The sequence below is a fragment of the Streptomyces sp. NPDC016459 genome (assembly GCF_040632845.1).
In the GTDB taxonomy this organism is placed as follows: Bacteria; Actinomycetota; Actinomycetes; order Streptomycetales; family Streptomycetaceae; genus Streptomyces.
On the sequence record NZ_JBEYCR010000020.1, the window covers coordinates 55,615 to 77,476 of the forward strand.

Consider the following 21,862-nt stretch of genomic DNA (forward strand, 5'->3'; position numbering starts at 1 on the left):
GAATCATTGCCCTGTTTGCCCCGAAAATAATGCCGGAGACTTTACTCTCCATTACGATCCATTTACCGAGCGTTGATCCTCGTCCAGGCGGGGACCCCGCTCGGATCCCGCCGCTGCACGCCGTGACCCACGGCCGCGAGCCCCCATGTTCGTCCTCGCACGAACCGCGACCGCGCTGCCCCGGAGGAGACGGGAATGACCCTCTGCACCCCCCGCCCGCACCACCACCCGGCCCCGAGTCCAGCGGCCCCACAGCCCGCCGGAGGGGCCCCGCCGCTTCCGTATCGCCGGCGCCGACCTCTCCGCCTCGGTCGCCGTCTTCCTGATCGCGCTGCCCCTCTCGCTCGGCATCGCGCTCGCCACCGGAGCCCCGCTCCAGTCCGGTCTCGTCGCCGCCGCCGTCGGCGGTCTGGTGGCCGGCCGCTTCGGCGGCTCCCCGCTCCAGGTGAGCGGACCCGCAGCCGGCCTCACCGTCGTGACGGCCGAGATCATCCAGCTCTACGGCTGGCGCACCACCTGCGCCATCACCGTGCTCGCCGGTCTGGCCCAACTCGGCCTCTCCGCGCTCCGGGTGGCCCGCTCGGCGCTCGCCGTGTCGCCCGCGATCGTGCACGGCATGGTGGCCGGCATCGGCGCGACCATCGCGCTAGCCCAGCTCCACATCGTGCTCGGCGGGACCCCGCAGAGCTCCGCCGTCGACAACGTGCTCGGCCTGCCGGCCCAGTTGGCCGACATCCACGGGGCGGGGCTCGCCATCAGCGCCCTCACGGTGGCCGTGCTGCTGTGCTGGCCCCGGCTGCCGGGCCGCGCCGGGCAGCTCGTACGGAAGGTGCCGGCCGCGCTCGTCGGGGTGGCCGGGGCGACGGCGGTGGCGACGTTGGCCGGGCTCGCCGTGCCCCGGGTCGACCTGCCGTCCTGGAGCAGCCACGCGCTGCCCGGGATGCCCGAGGGGCCGGTGCTCGGCATCGCGGCCGCGGTGCTGACGATCACCCTGGTCACGAGCGTGCAGTCGCTGCTCTCCGCCGCCGCGGTGGACAAGCTGGTCGCCGCCCGCCCGGACGGCGGCCGGGGCGTGCCGCGTTCCGTCCTCGACCGCGAGCTCGCCGGTCAGGGCGCGGCGAACATGGTCTCGGGGGCGCTCGGCGGACTGCCGGTCGCCGGGGTCGCGGTCCGCAGCGTCGCCAACGTGTCGGCGGGTGCGGTGAGCCGCGCCTCCACGATGCTGCACGGCCTGTGGATCGTGCTCGCGGCCCTGCTGCTCGTCCCGGTGATCGACCTGATCCCCCTGCCCGCGCTCGCCGCCCTGGTCATGGTGGTCGGCATCCAGATGGTCAGCATCACCCACATCCGTACGGTCACCCGACACCGCGAGGTCGTCGTCTACGTGGTGACGCTGTCCGGTGTGGTCCTCGTGGGCATCCTGGAGGGCGTCGCCCTCGGCATCGCCGTGGCCATCTCGGTCTCCCTGCACCGGCTGGCCCGCACCCGGATCACCCGCGAGGAGCGGGACGGGCTCCACCTGCTGCACGTGCGGGGCCAGTTGACGTTCCTCGCCGTTCCCCGGCTGAGCCGCGCCCTGCACCAGCTGCCCCACGGTTCCGACGTGGTGGTCGAGCTGGACGGCTCCTTCATGGACCACGCGGCGTACGAGACGCTGAGCGACTGGTCGGCGGGGCACATCGCCCACGGCGGTACGGTCGAGATGACGGGCCCCTCCGGTGTCCGGATCACCGATCCGACGCCCACCGCCGTCACCGCCTCGGCCTCCGCCGCGCACGCCTGCTGCCGTCCCTGGACGCCGTGGCACAACCACCAGTGCGGGGAGCAGCCGGCCGAGCGGACCGCCGGGCCCGACGAGGCCCCAGAGGCCACGGAGGCCGCCGAGTCCCGGCGTTCGCCCGGGTTGCATCTGGCGAGCGGCATCGGCAAGTTCCAGCGGAACACGGCCCCGCTGGTACGGGACGAGCTCGCACGGCTCGCCCGGGAGGGCCAGCGTCCCTCGCAGCTCTTCCTGACCTGCGCGGACTCCCGCCTGGTCACCAGCATGATCACGTCGAGCGGCCCCGGTGACCTGTTCACCGTGCGCAACGTGGGCAATCTCGTCCCGCTCCCCGGTGAGGAGAGCGGTGACGACTCGGTGGCGGCGGCGATCGAGTACGCGGTGGAGGTGCTGCGGGTCGATTCGATCACCGTCTGCGGCCACTCCGGCTGCGGCGCGATGCAGGCCCTTCTGAGCGGCGGTCCCGACGACCCGCCGACCCCGCTCCGCCGCTGGCTGCGTCACGGTCGGCCCAGCCTGGAGCGGATGGCGAGCCGGAGACACGCCTGGGCCCGGATCTCCGGGCGGCTCCCGGCGGACGCGGTCGAGCAGCTCTGCCTGACCAACGTGGTCCAGCAGCTGGAGCACCTGCGGGCGTACGAGCCGGTGGCGCGGCGGCTCGCGGAGGGCACGCTCACGCTGCACGGCATGTACTTCCACGTGGGCGAGGCGCAGGCGTACCTGCTGGCCGGGGCGGACGAGGTGCACAGCTACGACGACGTGTTCACCCAGGTCATGCCGACGGGACCGCGGGAGCCGGCCCGCGCGTCCTGAACCTTCCGCCTCCGCCGTCCGTGAGACTGTGTGGCCCCTTCTCCCACCGCTCGGGAACACCGCCCGGGACGAAGGGGCCCCGCCCCCCCATCGCCCACAGGTCTAAACCAATTGTCCGGAGACTCTTGTCACCCGGGCATCTGACTGATGAGCTAGGACGCGGGACACATACGCACAGAGGACGCCCTGGGAAAGGGAGATGTCGTGAGCAACGAAAGCCTGGCCAATCTGCTTCGGGAAGAGCGTCGATTTTCGCCGCCCGCCGAGCTGGCCGCGCACGCCAACGTGACGGCGGAGGCGTACGAGCAGGCCAAGGCGGACAGGCTGGGCTTCTGGGCCGAGCAGGCCAAGCGTCTGACCTGGGCCACCGAGCCGACCGAGACCCTCGACTGGTCGAACCCGCCGTTCGCCAAGTGGTTCGCGGACGGCGAGCTGAACGTGGCGTACAACTGCGTCGACCGGCACGTCGAGGCCGGCCACGGCGACCGGGTCGCCATCCACTTCGAGGGCGAGCCGGGCGACAGCCGCACCATCACCTACGCCGAGCTCAAGGACGAGGTCTCCAGGGCCGCCAACGCCCTGACGGAGCTGGGTGTCCGCAAGGGCGACCGGGTCGCGGTCTACCTGCCGATGATCCCCGAGGCCGCCGTCACGATGCTGGCCTGCGCCCGCGTCGGCGCCGCCCACTCGGTGGTCTTCGGCGGCTTCTCGGCCGACGCCGTGGCCTCCCGTATCCAGGACGCCGACGCCAAGCTGGTGGTCACCGCCGACGGCGGCTACCGCCGGGGCAAGCCGAGCGCGCTGAAGCCCGCCATCGACGAGGCCGTCGCCAAGTGCCCGCAGGTCGAGCACGTCCTCGTGGTCCGCCGCACGGGCCAGGACACCGCCTTCACCGAGGGCCGCGACGTGTGGTGGGACGACATCGTCGCCCGCCAGTCCGCCGAGCACACACCGGAGGCCTTCGAGGCGGAGCACCCGCTCTTCATCCTCTACACCTCGGGCACCACGGGGAAGCCGAAGGGCATCCTGCACACCTCCGGCGGCTACCTCACCCAGGCCGCGTACACCCATCACGCCGTCTTCGACCTGAAGCCCGAGACCGACGTCTACTGGTGCACCGCCGACATCGGCTGGGTCACCGGGCACTCGTACATCGTCTACGGCCCGCTGGCCAACGGCGCGACGCAGGTCATGTACGAGGGCACCCCGGACACCCCGCACCAGGGCCGGTTCTGGGAGATCGTGCAGAAGTACGGCGTCACGATCCTCTACACGGCGCCGACCGCGATCCGCACGTTCATGAAGTGGGGAGACGACATCCCCGCCAAGTTCGACCTGTCCAGCCTCCGCGTCCTCGGCTCGGTCGGCGAGCCGATCAACCCCGAGGCGTGGGTCTGGTACCGCGAGCACATCGGCGCCGGCAGGACCCCGATCGTGGACACCTGGTGGCAGACCGAGACCGGCGCGATGATGATCTCGCCGCTGCCGGGAGTCACCGAGACCAAGCCGGGCTCCGCCCAGCGCCCGCTGCCCGGCATCGCCGCGACCGTCGTCGACGACGAGGCCAACGAGGTGCCGAACGGGGGCGGCGGTTACCTGGTCCTCACCGAGCCGTGGCCGTCGATGCTCCGCACCATCTGGGGCGACGACCAGCGCTACATCGACACGTACTGGTCCCGCTTCGAGGGCAGGTACTTCGCCGGTGACGGCGCCAAGAAGGACGAGGACGGCGACATCTGGCTGCTCGGCCGGGTCGACGACGTCATGCTGGTCTCCGGGCACAACATCTCGACCACCGAGGTCGAGTCGGCCCTCGTCTCCCACCCGTCGGTGGCCGAGGCGGCCGTCGTCGGGGCCGCCGACGAGACCACCGGCCAGGCCATCGTCGCCTTCGTCATCCTGCGCGGCAGCGCGAGCGAGGACGCCGGCCTGGTCGCCGAGCTGCGCAACCACGTCGGCGCGACCCTCGGCCCGATCGCCAAGCCCAAGCGGGTCCTGCCGGTGGCGGAGCTGCCGAAGACCCGCTCCGGCAAGATCATGCGCCGTCTGCTGCGCGACGTCGCCGAGAACCGGGAGCTCGGTGACGTCACCACGCTGACCGACTCCTCGGTCATGTCGCTCATCCAGACCCAGCTGCCGGCCGCCTCCAGCGAGGACTGAGCCCCGGCGCCCGTACGACGCGAACGCCCGCCCCGAGCCAGTGGGGGCGGGCGCCCCCGTTCCACGCTCCCCGACGGGACGAAACGGACATTAGTTTCTAGAGTGAATCTCGCCGGACGCCACCCACGCCCCATGGGCACACACGCTCGACGGGTCCACGCGCTCTATGGATAGAGTAAGAATCGCGTCAGTGACGCGACAGGAAGACCCAGGTGCGCCGGGAAGTCTGGTCGGCAATGTGCTTCACGCTGCCCACCCGACCGGAGGATCCGCCCGTGGCCCCGCCCTCACCGACCGACCGTAAGTTCCTCGGCCGTCTCCCCCTGCCAGAGCGGCGCTACCTCACCGAAGCCCTGCGCACCGAGACCGTCGGCGGCGTACTGCTCCTCGTCGCCGCCGTCGCCGCCCTCGTCTGGGCCAACACCCCGGTCAGCAGCAGCTACGAGTCCGTCAGGGACTTCCACCTCGGCCCGGCCGCCCTCGGGCTCGACCTGTCGATCCAGCACTGGGCGGCCGACGGCCTCCTCGCGATCTTCTTCTTCGTCGCCGGCATCGAGCTCAAGCGCGAGCTCGTCGCGGGCGAGCTGCGCGACCCCAGGGCCGCCGCGCTCCCCGTCATCGCCGCGCTCTGCGGCATGGCCGCGCCCGCCCTCGTCTACGTCCTGGTCAACGCCGTCGGCGGCGGCCGGATGGACGGCTGGGCCGTCCCCACCGCCACCGACATCGCCTTCGCCCTCGCCGTCCTCGCCGTCATCGGCACCTCCCTGCCGTCCGCGCTGCGCGCCTTCCTGCTCACCCTCGCCGTCGTCGACGACCTCTTCGCGATCCTGATCATCGCGATCTTCTTCACCAGCGACCTGAACTTCGCCGCGCTCGGCGGCGCCTTCGCCGGACTCGTCCTCTTCTGGCTGCTGCTCCGCAAGGGCGTGCGCGGCTGGTACGTGTACGTGCCGCTCGCCCTGGTCGTCTGGGCCCTGATGTACAACAGCGGCGTCCACGCCACCGTGGCCGGCGTGGCGATGGGCCTGATGCTGCGCTGCACCACCCGCGACGGAGAGCGGCACTCCCCCGGCGAGCACATCGAGCACCTCGTACGCCCGCTCTCGGCCGGCCTCGCCGTCCCCCTGTTCGCGCTCTTCTCGGCCGGCGTGAGCGTCTCCGGCAGCGCGATCCACGACGTCTTCACCCAGCCGGTCACCCTCGGCGTGGTCCTCGGCCTCGTCGTCGGCAAGGCCCTCGGCATCTTCGGCGGCACCTGGCTCGCCGCCCGCTTCACCAAGGCGGAACTCAACCCGGACCTGGCCTGGCCCGACGTGTTCGCCGTCGCCTCCCTCGCCGGCATCGGCTTCACCGTCTCGCTCCTCATCGGCGAACTCGCCTTCGTGGGGGACGCCGCCCTCACCGACGAGGTCAAGGCGGCCGTCCTCGTCGGATCCCTGATCGCGGCCGTCCTCGCCTCCGTCCTGCTGAAGCTGCGGGTCCGCAGGTACCAGGCCATCTACGATGCGGAGAACCGCGACGAGGACGAGGACGGCATCCCCGACATCTACGAGGAGGGCGACCCGGAGTACCACCTCCGCATGGCCGCCATCCACGAGCGGAAGGCCGCCGAGCACCGGGACCTCGCCCGAGCGGCGGGGGCACCGCGCGACGAGGGCGACCGTCCGGCATGATCTGAGTCGGACCGCAGAAGACAAGAGGGAGCACCGATGAGCGACCCGTTCGACGGAACCGAGCGCAGCCTCGGCCAGCTGGTCGCCTCGGCGACAGCCGAGATGTCCGCGCTGGTGCACGATGAGATCGCCCTGGCCAAGGCCGAACTGCGACAGGACGTCAAGCGCGGAGCGCTCGGCAGCATCCTGGGAACCGGCGCCCTCGTGGTGCTGCTGTTCTCGCTGCCGATGCTGAGCTTCGCCCTCGCATACGCCATCAACACCTGGACCGGCGGGCACAACGGCCACGGGGGCTGGAACCTCGTCTGGTGCTTCCTGCTGTCCTTCGCCTTCAACGTGCTGGTCGCGAGCCTCCTCGGGGCGATCGCCGTCGCCAAGTTCAAGAAGGTCAAGCCGCCGGAGAAGAGCATCGCGTCCGCCAAGCAGACGGCCGCGATCATGCAGAACGTCAAGCCGCACCCGCGCCCCGAGTACGACAAGGCGCTCGACAAGGCGCTGGGCAGGCCCTCCGCTGTGGCACGCTCGTCCGTATGACCCTCCCCGAGAGCAGCAACGGCGGGCCCGTACGGCTCGACGGGCCGTGGACCCATCGCGACGTCGCGGCCAACGGCGCCCGCTTCCACATCGCCGAGATGGGCGACGGCCCGCTGGTGCTGCTCCTGCACGGCTTTCCGCAGTTCTGGTGGACCTGGCGCCATCAGCTGCCCGTCCTCGCGGAGGCCGGATTCCGGGCCGTCGCGATGGACCTGCGCGGCGTCGGCGGCAGCGACCGCACGCCCAGGGGGTACGATCCCGCCAACCTCGCCCTCGACATCACCGGTGTCATCCGCTCCCTCGGCGAGCCGGACGCGGCGCTCGTCGGGCACGACCTCGGCGGGTACCTGGCCTGGACGGCGGCCGTGATGCGGCCCAAGCTGGTGCGCCGGCTCGTGGTCTCCTCGATGCCGCATCCGCGCCGCTGGCGCTCGGCGATGCTCTCCGACTTCGCCCAGTCGCGGGCCGGCTCGCACGTGTGGGGCTTCCAGCGGCCGTGGCTGCCGGAGCGTCAGCTCGTCGCGGACGACGCCGCACGCGTCGGGGAGCTGATCCGGGACTGGTCGGGGCCGCAGCCCCGGCCCGCATCGGACGACGAGGCCGTCGAGGTGTACCGGCGGGCGATGCTGGTCCCGTCGACGGCGCACTGCTCGATCGAGCCGTACCGCTGGATGGTCCGCTCCCTCGCGCGCCCGGACGGCGTCCAGTTCAACCGGCGGATGAAGCGCCCGGTGCGGGTGCCGACGCTTCATCTGCACGGCTCCCTGGACCCGGTGATGCGGACCCGGAGCGCTGCGGGATCGGGCGAGTACGTGGAAGCGCCGTACCGCTGGCGGCTGTTCGACGGTCTCGGTCACTTCCCGCACGAGGAGGACCCGGTGGCCTTCTCGACGGAGCTCGTCAACTGGCTGAAGGACCCCGAGCCCGACCGCTGACGGTCCCTCCGTTCCGGGGGCGTACAGACATTCCCCGAACGGCCATGTGCCTCGCGCATACTCCGATTGGCGGCCCCCCAGGTGGTTACCGACCTTGGGCCACGGGCACACGTCGGAGTATGGGCTGGACGCACGACTACGCTGACACGACAGCACGCAACCGCCGCTCGGCCGCTGGGCCGGGCCCCCGCGAGGGGGGTGGCCCGCCGGACTCCGGCGGCTCGCACGCCGTGCAGGAGGTAGGGATGTCAGGCATGCAGGAGGTGGGCATCTCGCTCATTCTGCGTCGCCGGGCCCGCTGGGTCTCGGCCCGCCTCCGGCACCCCCGCCTCACCCCCTGAGAGGGGCCCGCGGGGACTGGATCACAGGGCGCAGGCCTGGGTGTCGACCTGCTGGCCGGCGGTCCGGCCGCGCTCGATGTCCTCGCGGATCTCGTCGACCGTCAGCGCGTAGCCGGTGTTCGTGTCGTCGAGTGAGCGGGCGAAGATCACGCCGTACACCTTGCCGTCCTCGGTGAGGAGCGGGCCGCCGGAATTGCCCTGGCGGACCGTCGCGTACAGCGAGTACACGTCCCTGCGCACATCACCCCGGCGGTAGATGTCGGGTCCGTCGGCGTTGATACGGCCCCGGACGCGGGCGGAGCGCACGTCGTACGAGCCGTTCTCCGGGAATCCGGCGACGATCGCGCCGTCGCCGCTCCTGGCGTCCTCTTCGGTGAAGACGAGCGGCGGGGCCTTGAGGTCCGGCACGTCCAGGACGGCGATGTCACGCTGCCAGTCGTAGAGGACGACCTTGGCGTCGTAGAGCTTGCCCTCGCCGCCGATCTGGACGGTCGGCTCGTCGACTCCGCCCACGACGTGGGCGTTGGTCATGATCCGGCGGTCGGCGAAGACGAAACCGGTGCCTTCGAGGACCTTGCCGCAGCTCTGCGCGGTGCCGACGACCTTGACGATGGAGCGCTGGGCGCGGGCGGCGACGGGGCTGTCGGCGAGCGCCGGATCGGGCGGCAGGACCGGGGTGATCGGCTCGCTGGCGAAGGAGTCGAAGACCGGGGGGAAGCCGCTGCGGGCCAGGGTGGAGCTGAAGTCGTCGAACCAGCGGGACGTCTGATCCGGTATCACCAGGTCCACTCCGCGCAGGACCTTGGAGGTCCGCACCTCCTTGCCCACGGTGGGCATGGAGGTCTCGGCGAGCAGGGATCCCAGCAGCCAGGCCACGAGCAGCATCGCGACGACGTTGACCAGGGCGCCGCCCGTGGCGTCGAGGGCGCGCGCGGGGGACCAGACGATATGGCCCCGCAGCTTGTTGCCGAGGTGGGTGGTGAAGGCCTGGCCGACCGAGGCGCAGACGATGACGATCATGACGAAGACGACCGTCGCCGTGGTCGAGACCTCGCTGTGGTCGGTCAGCTGGTTCCAGATGACCGGAAGCAGCAGGACGGCGGCGAGACCGCCGCCGAGGAAGCCGATCACCGACAGGATGCCGACCACGAATCCCTGGCGGTAACCGATGATCGCGAACCACACGGCGGCGAGCAGCAACAAGATGTCCAGCACGTTCACCGTCTAATGCCTCGCAGATTCGATTGCGGTCGCCGGGGTTCAGCCTGTCATGACCGCCAGTCGAGCGGGACCTGCTTGGCCCGGTCCCAGGGGCGCTCCCAGCCGGAGAAGTGCAGCAGCCGGTCGATCACACCGGCCGTGAAACCCCAGACCAGAGCGGACGCGACCAGGAACGCGGGGCCCTGGTGGCCGCTCGGGTGGACCGCCGTCACGCGGTTCGCGGGGTCCGTGAGATCCGCCACGGGGACGGTGAAGACCCGGGCGGTCTCTCCCGGGTCCACGACTCCGACCGGGCTCGGGGAGCGCCACCAGCCGAGGACGGGGGTGACGACGAAGCCGCTGACCGGGATGTAGAGCTGGGGCAGTACGCCGAAGATCTGGACGCCCGCCGGGTCGAGCCCGGTCTCCTCCTGGGCCTCGCGCAGGGCGGCCCGCAGGAGCCCGCCGTCCGCCGGCGTGCCGTCCTCGGGGTCGAGGGCGCCACCGGGAAAGGAGGGCTGGCCGGCGTGCGAGCGCAGGCTTCCGGCCCGCTCCATCAGCAGCAGCTCGGGGCCGCGCTGTCCCTCACCGAAGAGGACGAGGACGGCGGACTGGCGTCCCGCGCCGCTCGCGGGCGGCAGGAAGCGGCTCAGCTGCTCGGGCGCGACCGTGCGGGCGGCCCGGTCGACGGGCCCGAGCCAGTCGGGCAGCCCGTCCCGGCTGAGCAGCCCACCGGTCCCGGGCAGCGGGGCGGCGGCGTTCGCGCCGTGGACCCGTCCGTCGTGGACGTCCTCGTCGTGGAGCTCTTCGTCAGTGCGCGTCATTGGCACCCCCGTGTTTCACAACGCCATCGATGGACGGGTTCGTTCCCCCGGTTTCTCCCGGGGGCGGGCTCGGGGCGGGGCTCAGTCACCGGCACCCAGCGGGGGCGCGGGGAGGCCTGGGTAGCCGGGCGGCGGGTTGAGCCGCTGGCCGGGGAAACCGCCCTTCTCGTACTTGAGCAGCTTCCTCGCCTTCTCGGGGTCGGTCTCGCCCTCGCCGTACGAGGGGCAGAGGTGGGTGATGGGGCAGGCGCCGCAGGCCGGCTTGCGGGCGTGGCAGATGCGGCGGCCGTGGAAGATCACCCGGTGCGAGAGCATCGTCCACTCGCTCTTCGGGAAGATCTCGGCGATCTCGGCCTCGATCTTCACCGGATCCTCCTGCTCGGTCCACTTCCAGCGCCGGGCGAGCCGCATGAAGTGGGTGTCCACGGTGATGCCGGGGACCCCGAAGGCGTTGCCCAGGACGACGAAGGCGGTCTTGCGGCCGACGCCGGGGAGCTTGACGAGGTCGTCGAGGCGGCCGGGGACCTCACCTCCGAAGTCGTCCCTGAGGGCGGCGGCAAGGCCCATGATCGACTTGGTCTTGGCGCGGAAGAAGCCGGTGGGGCGGATGAGCTCCTCGACCTCCTCGGGGACGGCGGCGGCGAGGTCCTCGGGCGTGGGGTACTTCGCGAACAGGGCGGGGGTGGTCTGGTTGACCCGCAGGTCGGTGGTCTGCGCCGAGAGGACCGTGGCGACGAGCAGCTCGAAGGGGCTGCGGAAGTCGAGCTCCGGATGGGCGTACGGGTAGACCTCCGCCAGCTCACGGTTGATCTTGCGTGCTCTCCGCACCATCGCGAGCCGCGACTCGGGCTTCACTGGCTTCCGATTTACGCCTTTTGCCCGTTTCGACACATCGTGTTCGCCCACGGCGGAATTCCCTTCGGCCGACACTCTTCCAGCCCCCTTGGCCTGCACTGTCACCCGCGAGTTGGACACCCGACCAGCCTAGGGGCCGCCACCGACATCTGCCCCGGGCATGGCCGATCAGCCCCCAATCGGGGCCCTGACGTACGGACGGGCGACTCGGTACGTCAAACTTGTTGTGATTGATCGCACTGTTTGCACGTCCGGCATCATGGGACGAGGTTCCTGAGCCGGTCGACAGTATGGAGAGAACTCGTGGACGACGTTCTGCGGCGCGCCCCGCTCTTCGCGGCGCTCGATGACGAGCAGGCAGCCGAGCTGCGCGCCTCGATGAGTGAGGCGACGCTCGCCCGTGGCGACGCGCTCTTCCACGAGGGCGACCCCGGCGACCGCCTGTACGTGGTCACCGAGGGCAAGGTGAAGCTGCACCGCACCTCCCCCGACGGCCGCGAGAACATGCTGGCCGTCCTCGGCCCCGGCGAGCTCATCGGAGAGCTTTCGCTGTTCGACCCGGGCCCGCGCACCGCCACCGCCACCGCCCTGACCGAGGTCAAGCTGCTCGGCCTCGGCCACGGCGACCTCCAGCCCTGGCTGAACGCCCGCCCGGAGGTGGCCACCGCGCTGCTGCGCGCCGTCGCCCGCCGCCTGCGCAAGACCAACGACCAGATGTCCGACCTGGTCTTCTCCGACGTGCCGGGCCGTGTCGCCCGTGCGCTCCTCGACCTGTCGCGCCGCTTCGGCGTGCAGTCGGAGGAGGGCATCCACGTCGTCCACGACCTCACCCAGGAGGAGCTGGCCCAGCTGGTCGGCGCCTCCCGCGAGACGGTCAACAAGGCCCTCGCCGACTTCGCCCAGCGCGGCTGGCTGCGCCTGGAGGCCCGCGCCGTGATCCTGCTGGACGTGGAGCGCCTCGCGAAGCGCTCGCGGTAGGCACGCGCGTAGGTGCCGGTTTACGTGCCCGCGCACGTACCGGCGGACGTGCCCGCGCACGTACGGAAAAGGCCGCCCCGGTCATCGGACCGGGGCGGCCTTCCGCGTCCGTACGGACGGACCGGAGGTCAGCGCTTCGAACCGTCCACGATCACCGGGGTCGAGGCGCCGTTCGCACAGGGCACGGTGTAGATCGGGTTCTTCGCCGCGGCCTCCTTGAACGCGTCGATGCACTGGTTCGTCAGGACCTTGTCCGTCAGCGACTCGTTGAGGATCTTGTTGGCGCGGGCGATGCCCTCCGCCTCGATCCGACGACGGTCGGACTCGGCCTTGGCGGTGCGGGCGGCCTCAAGGGCACGCTCGGTGGCCTGCTGCTGCTGGATCTTGCGGTCGATCTGACCCTGGAGGGCGTCCGAGGGCTTCACGTTGCGCAGGTTGACCGTGGTCACGTCGATGCCGCGCGGGACGAGACGCTCCTTGATCAGGACGCCGATCTCGGCGTTGATCTTCTCGCGGTCGGTGGCGTAGCCCTGCTCGCTCGTGTAGCGGGCGAAGACGTTACGGACGATCTCGCGGCTGTCGGGGTAGACGAGCCGCTGCTGGATGGCGTCCTCGCTGCCGGCGAGCTTGTACAGCTCGACGGACTTGGACGGGACGACGGCCCACTTGACCGTGACCTCGACGTACATGACGCCGCCCTGCAAGGAGCGGACCTCGACGACGTCCTTGTCGGAGAGGTTGAGGTCGACGGGGCGGGTGGAGAAGGTCGTGACGTCGGTGAAGGGCGACTTCACGTGCATGCCCGAGGTCATGGGCGAGCCGACCTTGCCGAAGGCGACCGGCACACCGACCTCGTACGCGCTGATCACGTACGTCATGCTGAAGACCAGCGAGAAGAGGCCGGCGACCGCGGCGCCGACGGCGCCGAGCTTCAGCCCCGTCGAGTCGTTCGAGCGGGCGACGAAGTAGAGCACCACTGCGGCGATGAGCAGCAGGATGGCGATGACGAACACGGGCGTTCCCCCCGAAAGCTACGGCCAGAAGTAAGCGGAGCGTAAAACACGGGTCAAGAACGCCACAGGGCCGGGGTCCGCCTCGGGACAGGATCGTGACGTCCGCCCGCACCGGACCGACGGGAGCACCACGTCCCGGAGCGGGCCCCCGCCTACTTCGGCCCCCGCTCCCGGAGGTACTCCAGCTGGGCCCGTACGGACAGCTCGGCCGCCGGCCACAGCGAGCGGTCCACGTCCGCGTACACATGGGCGACGACCTCCGCAGCCGTCCGGTGACCGCTCCCGACCGCCGCCTCGACCTGCGCGAGCCGGCCCGCCCGGTGTGCCAGATAGAACTCCACGGCCCCCTGCGCGTCCTCCAGGACCGGCCCGTGCCCCGGCAGGACCGTGCGCACCCCGTCGTCGACCGTGAGCGAGCGGAGCCGCCGCAACGAGTCCAGGTAGTCGCCGAGCCGGCCGTCCGGATGCGCCACCATCGTCGTCCCGCGCCCCAGGATCGTGTCCCCCGTGAGCACCGCGCGGTCGGCGGGCAGGTGGAAGGAGAGCGAGTCCGAGGTGTGGCCGGGCGTCGGGACCACCCGCAGCTCAAGACCGCCGACCGTCACCACGTCCCCCGCGCCGAGGCCCTCGTCGCCCAGGCGCAGCGCCGGGTCGAGGGCCCGTACGGCCGTCCCCGTCAGTGCGGCGAAACGGCCTGCGCCCTCCGCGTGGTCCCAGTGGCCGTGGGTCAGCAGGGTGAGCGCGATCCGCTTGCCGAGCTTCTCGGCCGTGTCGATCACCCGGCGCAGATGGGTCTCGTCGAGCGGGCCCGGATCCACGACGACGGCCAGGTCGGAACCGGGCTCGGACAGGAGCCAGGTGTTGGTGCCGTCGAGGGTCATCGCGGACGGGTTCGGCGCGAGGACGTTCACGGCGCGGTCCGTCGCGGGCCCGGAGGCCACGAGTCCGCGCGGCTGCCCCGGCAGGGCGGCGGCGTCGCTCACCGCTCACCACCCACCGGGACGATCTTCGTGAACTCCTCGTGCCCCGGCCAGCTCAGGACCAGCTCCTCGCCCTCCAGGCGCGCCCGGGCGAGCACCGGGGTCAGATCCTGCGCCTCCGCCGCCGCGAGGGCCTCGGCCGCCGTGTCGTACGGCTCCAGGGCGCGCAGGGTCGAGATCGTCGGCGGCATCATCGTCAGCTCACCCCGGTCGTAGCCGGCGGCGGCGTCCGCCGGACGGATCCAGACGGTGCGATCGGCCTCCGTGGAGGCGTTCCGGGTGCGCTGCCCGGCAGGGAGCGCGGCCACGAAGAACCAGGTGTCGTACCGGCGCTGCTCGAACTCCGGCGTGATCCAGCGCGCCCACGCGCCGAGCAGGTCGGAGCGGAGCACGAGGCCGCGCCGGTCCAGGAAGTCGGCGAAGGACAGCTCCCGGGCGACCAGCGCCTCCCGGTCCCGCTCCCACTCCGCACCGGTCGTGTCACCCACCACGGTGTCCGGGGTCTCCCCCGCGAGCAGGACGCCCGCCTCCTCGTACGTCTCCCGTACGGCGGCGCAGACCACGGCCTGGGCCTGCGCGGGGTCGTCGAGGCCGAGCCGGGCCGCCCAGGTCTCCCGTGCGGGCCCCGCCCAGCGCACCGGGTGCTCGTCGCGGGGGTCGACACCGCCGCCGGGGTAGGCGTACGCGCCGCCCGCGAAGGCCATGGAGGTACGGCGGCGCAGCATGTGGACATCGGGCCCCGCGGCCCCGTCCCGCAGGAGCATGACGGTCGCGGCGCGCCGGGGGGTCACCGGGGTGAGTTCACCGGCGGCGAGGGCACGGATGCGGTCGGGCCACTCGGGCGGGTACCACTGACCGTTCGACCGCGCGGGCCGGACCGACGGCTCGGGCCGAACCGACGGCTCGGGCCGAACCGACCGCTCGGGCCGAACCGACGGCTCCGCCGGACCCGGCTTCTCCGGTTGCTCCGGTTGCTCCGGTTGCTCCGGCTGATCACTCGGCTGCTTCGGCTGACCATTGGACATGGGCGGATGCTATGCGCAAGCACCGGATTGCACGAGAGCCCTTCACGGGGAGGGCAGCGCGCGGGAGCCGGCCTCCACGCCGAGGTCCGCGCGTGCGGCCGGGAACGCGCGGGAGCCGGCCCCCTCACGCGGAGGGAACCGGCTCTTCACGTACGACGACAGCTCTACGGGACGAGGTCAGGCCTCGACCAGCTCCACCTGGACCTCGACCTCGACCGGGGCGTCGAGCGGCAGCACGGTCACGCCGACGGCGCTGCGCGCGTGCACGCCCTTGTCGCCGAGGACCGCGCCGAGCAGCTCGCTGGCGCCGTTGACGACGCCGGGCTGCCCGGTGAAGTCGGGAGCGGAGGCGACGAATCCGACGACCTTCACGACCCGCTTGATCCGGTCCAGGTCACCGGCGACCGACTTCACGGCCGCGAGCGCGTTCAGCGCGCAGGTGGCCGCGAGCTTCTTGGCCTCCTCCGCGGTGACCTCGCCGCCGACCTTGCCGGTCAACTGGAGCTTGCCGTCCACGATCGGGAGCTGGCCCGAGGTGTAGACGTACACGCCGGACTGCACGGCCGGCTGGTAGGCGGCCAGCGGCGGCACGACCGCCGGCAGGGTCAGGCCCAGCTCGGCGAGCTTCGCCTCGACGGTCCCGCTCACGACTTGGCCCGCTTCAGGTAGGCCACGAGCTGCTCGGGGTTGTTCGGCCCGGGCACGACCTGGACGAGCTCCCAGCCGTCCTCGCCCCAGGTGTCCAGAATCTGCTTGGTCGCGTGCACCAGAAGCGGCACCGTGACGTACTCCCACTTGGTCATGGGCCCGACTGTATCCGCTGGCGCCGGGCAGCCTTCAGAGGCGGCCCCCGAAGCTCCCGCCGGCGCACCCCCCGAGGCACCCCCTAGGGAGCTTCTCCGGGGCGGCCACCTGATTGGGCGCCGACGCCAGTGGTTAGGCTCGACAACGTGAGCAGGCTTCAGGTCGTCAGCGGCAAGGGCGGTACCGGTAAGACGACGGTCGCCGCCGCCCTCGCCCTCGCCCTCGCGACGGAGGGCAAGCGGACCCTCCTCGTCGAGGTCGAAGGCAGACAGGGCATCGCACAGCTCTTCGAGACGGAGACCCTTCCGTACGAGGAGCGCAAGATCGCCGTCGCCCCGGGCGGCGGGGAGGTGTACGCGCTGGCGATCGACGCCGAGCGCGCGCTCCTCGACTACCTCCAGATGTTCTACAAACTGGGCAGCGCGGGGCGGGCCCTGAAGAAGCTCGGCGCGATCGACTTCGCGACGACGATAGCGCCGGGCGTACGGGACGTCCTGCTGACCGGCAAGGCGTGCGAAGCGGTCCGGCGGCGCGAGAAGCACGGCGGCCACACGTACGACCACGTCGTCATGGACGCGCCGCCCACCGGCCGCATCACCCGCTTCCTCAACGTCAACGACGAGGTGGCGGGCCTGGCGAGGATCGGGCCCATACACAACCAGGCGCAGGCCGTCATGCGGGTCCTCAAGTCCCCGGAGACGGCGGTCCATCTGGTGACCCTCCTGGAGGAGATGCCGGTCCAGGAGACCGCGGACGGCATCGCGGAGCTGCGCGCGGCCGACCTGCCGGTGGGGCGGGTCGTGGTGAACATGGTCCGGCCGCACGTCCTCGACGAGGCGGCGGTACGGGCCGCCTCCGGCGACCACCGGGACGCGATCGCCAGGACCCTGGTCTCCGCCGGCGTCACGGGTGGCACGAGGCTCGTCGAGCCGCTCCTCGACCAGGCGGCCGAGCACGCCCGGCGGGTGGAGCTGGAGCGGACGCAGCGCGCCGTCCTCGACGGCATCGGCGTCCCCTCGTACGAGCTCCCCTTCCTGGGGGACGGGGCGGACATCGCCGGGCTCTACCGGCTGGCGAAGGAACTGCGGAAGCAAGGGGTGGGCGCGTGACGGAGAAGGCCGCGGGCTCAACCGAGAGCGAGCCCGACAAGGTTCCGGCGGTGGAGCGCGACATCCCGGACGACCAGGCCCGGGAGCGCGACGACCAGGCCCGGGAGCGCGACGTTCCAGCCGTGGAGGCGGACGTCCCGGCCCAGGAGCGCGATCCGCTCCTCGACGTCCCGGCCCAGGAGCACGATTCGCTCCTCGATGTCCCGGCCCTGGAGCTCGACCCGCTCCTCGACGACCGGGGCACCCGCATCATCGTCTGCTGCGGCGCCGGTGGGGTCGGCAAGACGACCACGGCCGCCGCCCTCGGCGTACGGGCGGCGGAGCGCGGCCGGCGGGTCGTCGTCCTCACCATCGACCCGGCCCGCCGTCTCGCCCAGTCGATGGGAATCGACTCCCTCGACAACACCCCGCGCGAGGTCGCCGGGATCAAGGGGTCCGACGGCGGTCGGCTGCACGCCATGATGCTGGACATGAAGCGGACCTTCGACGAGATCGTCGAGGCGCACGCGGATCCCGAGCGGGCGCGGGCCATCCTGGACAACCCCTTCTACCAGTCCCTGTCCGCGGGCTTCGCCGGTACGCAGGAGTACATGGCGATGGAGAAGCTGGGCCAGCTCAGGGCGCGCGACGAGTGGGACCTGATCGTCGTGGACACCCCGCCGTCCCGGTCGGCCCTGGACTTCCTCGACGCGCCGAAGCGGCTCGGGTCGTTCCTCGACGGGAAGTTCATCAAGCTGCTCATGGCGCCGGCGAAGGTGGGCGGCCGGGCCGGGATGAAGTTCCTCAGCGTCGGCATGTCGATGATGACGGGGACCCTCGGGAAGCTGCTCGGGGGTCAGTTCCTGCAGGACGTGCAGACGTTCGTCGCGGCGATGGACACGATGTTCGGCGGTTTCCGGACCCGCGCCGACGCCACGTACAAGCTGTTGCAGGCCCCGGGCACGGCTTTCCTCGTCGTGGCCACGCCGGAGCGGGACGCGCTGCGCGAGGCCGCGTACTTCGTGGAGCGGCTGGCCGCCGAGAGGATGCCGCTGGCAGGTCTCGTCCTCAACCGGGTCCACGGCAGTGGGGCTTCCCGGCTGTCGGCGGAGCGGGCGCGGGCCGCCGCGGAAAATCTTGAAGAGGCGCGAATTGTGGATCAGGGGGGCGGGAAGACTGAGCGAGGTGGCTCCCTGACCAAGGAGCCCGAGCCGTCCGACCTCGCCACCGCCGCCGCAACTCCCGTACCCGGGGCTGCCCCCACAGCCGACCGGGGCACACCGCACGACAGCACGGACGAGAGCACCGACGCGAGCAGCACACACCGTCTCGACGACAGTGTCATCCCCAGCGCCGTCCACAGCTCTGCCGACCGCACGGCCGACCCGGACGTGCGCCGGCTCACCGCGGGGCTTCTGCGCCTGCACGCCGAGCGCATGCGGGTGCTCACGCGTGAGCAGCGCACGCGTGACCGCTTCACCGCTCTCCACCCCGAGGTGGCGGTGGCCGAAGTGGCGGCCCTGCCCGGCGATGTGCACGACCTCGCCGGGCTGCGGGCCATCGGTGACCGGCTCACGGCCGGGCGAAGACCGTCGCCTGACGGGGTCCAGGGTCTTTCGGCCGGATGAGCCCGGCCTGATCCACCTCCGGATGAGCCCGGCCTGATCCGAGCGAGAGGCCCTAACCCACCGCGGCGTACGTCTCGTACGTGGCGTCGTCGTCCATTGCCACGGGCAGCAGGCCCGCTCCCCGCTCGTACTCCGTGCGCGCGGTCTCAAGGAGCCGCCGCCACGAGGTGACGGTCGGCCTGCGGCGCAGCAGGGCACGGCGCTCGCGCTCCGTCATGCCTCCCCACACGCCGAACTCCACGCGGTTGTCGAGGGCGTCGGCGAGGCACTCGGTCCGCACCGGGCATCCGGTGCACACCGCCTTTGCCCTGTTCTGTGCCGCTCCCTGCACGAAAAGTTCATCCGGATCGGTAGTGCGGCAGGCCGCCTGCGCACTCCAGTCAGCTACCCAGCCCATACCGGCGCCGTCCTCTCCCGAATCGAGGCTCCCCCACGGCGGCAGCGGCATATTCACCGCTGCCAGTTGGGACGTTACGGAAGGTGGGCACAGCGCAACACCCCCTTCGGGCCCAATCTTGGATGGCCCGAACGGACTATGCGTGCGCGTCAGATCACCCAGGGGAGTGATCGAAGGACATGCGTGTGATAGCGGACATACCGCGCGGATATGCCCTTCTCCGGCGGGGCCACTTCGGGCACCACGTGACGCATGAGCCGGAATCGGACAGGAGATTCCCATGTTTCGGGTTCACGGGAATTCATGCCGATGTCACACCCGGGTCTTGATGCGGGACCACACTGCTGTGACAGTTGGGAGCAGCTTAGGCCAAGGCATATACGTGTGTCCGGCGATTGAGAACGTAGGCTGCCCCCATGGCAAAGAAGCGCTCGGGCGGTGGTCTGACCGGGACCCAGCAGGCCGCCAAGTTCCTCGGTGTCAGTGTGCTCTCCGGGGCCGTGCTGGCAGGCATCGCCCTGCCCGCGGCGGGGGCACTCGGACTGGCCGCGAAGGGGACGGTCGAGGGGTTCGACGAGATCCCCTCCAATCTGAAGACCCCGCCGCTGAGTCAGCGCACCACGATCCTCGACTCCGAGGGCGGACTCCTCGCCACGGTGTACTCGCGGGACCGCAAGGTCGTGCCGCTGGAGAAGGTCTCCCCGTACATGCAGAAGGCGATCGTCGCGATCGAGGACGGACGCTTCTACGAGCACGGGGCGATCGACCTCAAGGGCGTGCTGCGCGCGATCAACCGCAACGCGCAGGAAGGCGGGGTCGCGCAGGGCGCGTCCACCCTCACCCAGCAGTACGTGAAGAACGTCTTCGTCGAGGAGGCCGGTGACGACCCCGAGAAGGTCGCGCAGGCCACCCAGCAGACCATCGGCCGCAAGGTACGCGAGCTCAAGTTCGCGATCCAGGTCGAGGAGGAGCTGGGCAAGAAGAAGATCCTGGAGAACTACCTCAACATCACCTTCTTCGGGCAGCAGGCCTACGGCATCGAGGCCGCCTCCCAGCGGTACTTCTCCAAGCACGCCGCCGACCTGGACCTGGGCGAGGCGGCGATGATGGCCGGTCTCGTCCAGTCACCGAGCCGCTACGACCCGATCAACGACATCCAGGAAGCCACCAAGCGCCGGAACGTGGTCCTCCAGCGGATGGCCGACGTGAAGGACGTCAGCCAGGCCGAGGCGGACAGGGCGAAGGCCGCACCGCTCAAGCTGAAGGTGAAGACCCCGAAGAACGGCTGCATCACCGCCGTTCACGGTGCCGGCTTCTTCTGCGACTACGTCCGCAAGACGATCCTCTCCGACCCGGTCTTCGGGAAGACGGCCGAGGAGCGCCAGAAGCTGTGGAACCTGGGCGGTCTCACCGTCAGGACCACGCTCGACCCGCGCGCCCAGGCAGCGGCCAACGAGGCCGCCGTCGCGAAGATCCACAAGGACGACCCGGTCGCCGCGTCGGTGGTGCAGGTCCAGCCCCGGACCGGCAAGATCCTCTCGATGGGCCAGTCCCGCCCGTACGGCCTGGACCAGAAGCAGCACCAGACCACGCTCAACCTCGCCGTCGGCAGCAGGATGGGCGGCACGACGTACGGCTTCCAGGTCGGCTCGACCTTCAAGCCGATCACGGCGGCGGCCGCCCTGGAGAAGGGCATCAGCCCGGCGACGAGCTTCGACACCCCGGCCCAGATCAACCTCCCGGAGAGCGACTTCAGGCTCTGCGACGGCAAGCCCGCCGGGTACGCGAACTGGGAGGTCAACAACGAGGTCGAGTCGGAGAAGGGCGCCTATGACATGACCAGCGCGCTCGGCAAGTCCATCAACACGTACTTCGCCAAGCTGGAGCAGATGGCCGGCCTGTGCGAGACGTTGACGATGGCGAAGAGGGTCGGCTACGAGCGCGAGCTGGGCAAGCCCATCAAGCAGAGCCCGTCCGCCACCCTCGGCAGCCTGGAGAGCACCCCGCTCGACATGGCCGCCGTCTACTCGACCTTCGCCAACCGCGGCATCTACTGCACCCCGGTCGCCATCGAGTCCGTCAAGGCCGCCAACGGCGACAAGCTGAACGTGCCGCAGACCAAGTGCACGCGGGCGATGAGCGAGCGCACGGCCGACCTGATCAACCAGATGCTGAAGGGCGTCGTCGAGGACGGCACGGGTACGAAGGCCGGACTCAGCGACCGCGACAACGCGGGCAAGACCGGTACGACCAACGACCGCAAGGACGCCTGGTTCGTCGGCTACACCCCGAACCTGTCGACCGCCGTCTGGGTCGGTGACGACGTCGGCGAGAAGCGGTCGATGTACAACATCACCATCGGCGGCGAGGTCTACGACAAGGTCTGCGGCGGCTGCCTCCCCGGCCCCATCTGGAAGATCGCGATGACGGGCGCCCTGGACGCCTCCGAGACCCCGCGCTTCGCCCCCATCTCCGTACCGCGGGCCGAGAAGCCCAAGGACAAGGAAGACGGCGGAGCAGGCCCGAACAAGCCGGCCAAGCCGAACGACGGCAAGCCGGGCGACAACAAGCCCCCGGCCAACCCGTTCCCGGGGATCTCCCTCCCCGAGGACCTGCTGGGCGGCGGGAACGGAAACGGGAACGGTCGCGGCGGAAACCGCTGACGTACTGACGCGGTCACGGACTGCCCCGGCCACGGAGTGACGTGCCGATACGAGAGAGGGCGCCCCACCAGGTGGGCACGTACGGTCCGGACACCTACGGCCCGGACGCCTCCCCGGCCGAGTCGTACCGCCCCGACACCTACGGCCCCGAGTCGTATGGTCCCGACATCT

At 71.1% G+C, this 21,862-nt stretch carries 19 protein-coding genes; 10 read left to right on the forward strand and 9 right to left on the reverse strand.

Annotated features, from left to right (window positions below; all coding sequences use genetic code 11):
• The first annotated feature begins 283 nt into the window (after positions 1-283).
• From ABZ567_RS29625 to ABZ567_RS29650, 6 genes are all read left to right on the forward strand, one after another.
• A complete protein-coding gene (locus ABZ567_RS29625) occupies positions 284-2,593 on the forward strand; it encodes a bifunctional SulP family inorganic anion transporter/carbonic anhydrase (RefSeq protein ID WP_360795681.1) in 2,310 nt (769 codons plus the stop codon).
• Positions 2,594-2,797: 204 nt separating this feature from the next.
• On the forward strand, positions 2,798-4,753 hold the full coding sequence (acs, locus tag ABZ567_RS29630) for an acetate--CoA ligase (protein ID WP_360795632.1): 1,956 nt from the start codon (positions 2,798-2,800) through the stop codon (positions 4,751-4,753).
• 275 nt (positions 4,754-5,028) lie between these two features.
• Entirely contained in the window at positions 5,029-6,426 is a 1,398-nt protein-coding gene (nhaA, locus tag ABZ567_RS29635) for a Na+/H+ antiporter NhaA (protein ID WP_360795635.1), read from the forward strand.
• 36 nt (positions 6,427-6,462) lie between these two features.
• Positions 6,463-6,960: a phage holin family protein gene (locus tag ABZ567_RS29640; protein ID WP_360795638.1), complete on the forward strand. Its 498-nt coding sequence runs from the start codon at positions 6,463-6,465 to the stop codon at positions 6,958-6,960.
• Complete coding sequence (locus tag ABZ567_RS29645; RefSeq protein WP_360795641.1) at positions 6,957-7,895, forward strand: alpha/beta hydrolase; 939 nt, start codon at positions 6,957-6,959, stop codon at positions 7,893-7,895. Before ABZ567_RS29640 ends, ABZ567_RS29645 begins: the two co-directional genes overlap by 4 nt.
• A 119-nt stretch (positions 7,896-8,014) precedes the next feature.
• Positions 8,015-8,236 carry a hypothetical protein gene (locus ABZ567_RS29650; RefSeq protein ID WP_360795644.1) on the forward strand — a complete coding sequence of 74 codons (222 nt, stop codon included), beginning with the start codon at positions 8,015-8,017 and terminating at the stop codon, positions 8,234-8,236.
• Between the two features lie 21 nt (positions 8,237-8,257).
• Here ABZ567_RS29650 and ABZ567_RS29655 read toward each other — a convergent pair whose 3' ends face one another.
• From ABZ567_RS29655 to nth, 3 genes are all read right to left on the reverse strand, one after another.
• Positions 8,258-9,457 carry a MarP family serine protease gene (locus ABZ567_RS29655; protein ID WP_360795647.1) on the reverse strand — a complete coding sequence of 400 codons (1,200 nt, stop codon included), beginning with the start codon at positions 9,455-9,457 and terminating at the stop codon, positions 8,258-8,260.
• 47 nt (positions 9,458-9,504) lie between these two features.
• Positions 9,505-10,260 (reverse strand): CoA pyrophosphatase, encoded by a 756-nt coding sequence (locus ABZ567_RS29660; protein WP_360795650.1) that lies wholly within the window; start codon positions 10,258-10,260, stop codon positions 9,505-9,507.
• A gap of 81 nt (positions 10,261-10,341) precedes the next feature.
• On the reverse strand, positions 10,342-11,166 hold the full coding sequence (gene nth / locus ABZ567_RS29665; protein WP_360795653.1) for an endonuclease III: 825 nt from the start codon (positions 11,164-11,166) through the stop codon (positions 10,342-10,344).
• A 252-nt stretch (positions 11,167-11,418) separates the two neighbouring features.
• Between nth and ABZ567_RS29670 the strand changes: the two genes are divergently transcribed.
• Positions 11,419-12,093, forward strand: a complete 675-nt coding sequence (locus ABZ567_RS29670; RefSeq protein WP_015034542.1) for a Crp/Fnr family transcriptional regulator — start codon at positions 11,419-11,421, stop codon at positions 12,091-12,093.
• Positions 12,094-12,221: 128 nt separating this feature from the next.
• Here ABZ567_RS29670 and ABZ567_RS29675 read toward each other — a convergent pair whose 3' ends face one another.
• From ABZ567_RS29675 to ABZ567_RS29695, 5 genes are all read right to left on the reverse strand, one after another.
• On the reverse strand, positions 12,222-13,106 hold the full coding sequence (locus tag ABZ567_RS29675; protein WP_360795656.1) for a prohibitin family protein: 885 nt from the start codon (positions 13,104-13,106) through the stop codon (positions 12,222-12,224).
• Positions 13,107-13,258: 152 nt separating this feature from the next.
• Positions 13,259-14,089, reverse strand: a complete 831-nt coding sequence (locus tag ABZ567_RS29680) for an MBL fold metallo-hydrolase (RefSeq protein ID WP_360795659.1) — start codon at positions 14,087-14,089, stop codon at positions 13,259-13,261.
• The gene (locus tag ABZ567_RS29685) at positions 14,086-15,111 is read right to left on the reverse strand and encodes an NUDIX hydrolase (RefSeq protein ID WP_360795662.1); all 1,026 of its coding nucleotides are present in this window, start codon (positions 15,109-15,111) and stop codon (positions 14,086-14,088) included. Before ABZ567_RS29685 ends, ABZ567_RS29680 begins: the two co-directional genes overlap by 4 nt.
• Positions 15,112-15,288: 177 nt before the next feature.
• Positions 15,289-15,759 (reverse strand): RidA family protein, encoded by a 471-nt coding sequence (locus tag ABZ567_RS29690; protein WP_360795665.1) that lies wholly within the window; start codon positions 15,757-15,759, stop codon positions 15,289-15,291.
• Complete coding sequence (locus ABZ567_RS29695; RefSeq protein WP_015034547.1) at positions 15,756-15,914, reverse strand: DUF4177 domain-containing protein; 159 nt, start codon at positions 15,912-15,914, stop codon at positions 15,756-15,758. The genes ABZ567_RS29690 and ABZ567_RS29695 overlap by 4 nt, the downstream gene beginning before the upstream one ends.
• A 147-nt stretch (positions 15,915-16,061) precedes the next feature.
• Here ABZ567_RS29695 and ABZ567_RS29700 point away from each other — a divergent pair, with 147 nt between their 5' ends.
• Together ABZ567_RS29700 and ABZ567_RS29705 are read left to right on the forward strand one after the other, a co-directional pair.
• On the forward strand, positions 16,062-17,024 hold the full coding sequence (locus ABZ567_RS29700) for an ArsA-related P-loop ATPase (RefSeq protein ID WP_360795668.1): 963 nt from the start codon (positions 16,062-16,064) through the stop codon (positions 17,022-17,024).
• A 209-nt stretch (positions 17,025-17,233) separates the two neighbouring features.
• Positions 17,234-18,631, forward strand: coding sequence for an ArsA family ATPase (locus tag ABZ567_RS29705; protein ID WP_360795684.1), 1,398 nt, complete (start codon positions 17,234-17,236; stop codon positions 18,629-18,631).
• Between the two features lie 52 nt (positions 18,632-18,683).
• Here ABZ567_RS29705 and ABZ567_RS29710 read toward each other — a convergent pair whose 3' ends face one another.
• Positions 18,684-19,028, reverse strand: a complete 345-nt coding sequence (locus ABZ567_RS29710; RefSeq protein ID WP_046910200.1) for a WhiB family transcriptional regulator — start codon at positions 19,026-19,028, stop codon at positions 18,684-18,686.
• Between the two features lie 416 nt (positions 19,029-19,444).
• Between ABZ567_RS29710 and ABZ567_RS29715 the strand changes: the two genes are divergently transcribed.
• Positions 19,445-21,691: a transglycosylase domain-containing protein gene (locus ABZ567_RS29715; RefSeq protein ID WP_360795672.1), complete on the forward strand. Its 2,247-nt coding sequence runs from the start codon at positions 19,445-19,447 to the stop codon at positions 21,689-21,691.
• Positions 21,692-21,862 lie beyond the last annotated feature (171 nt).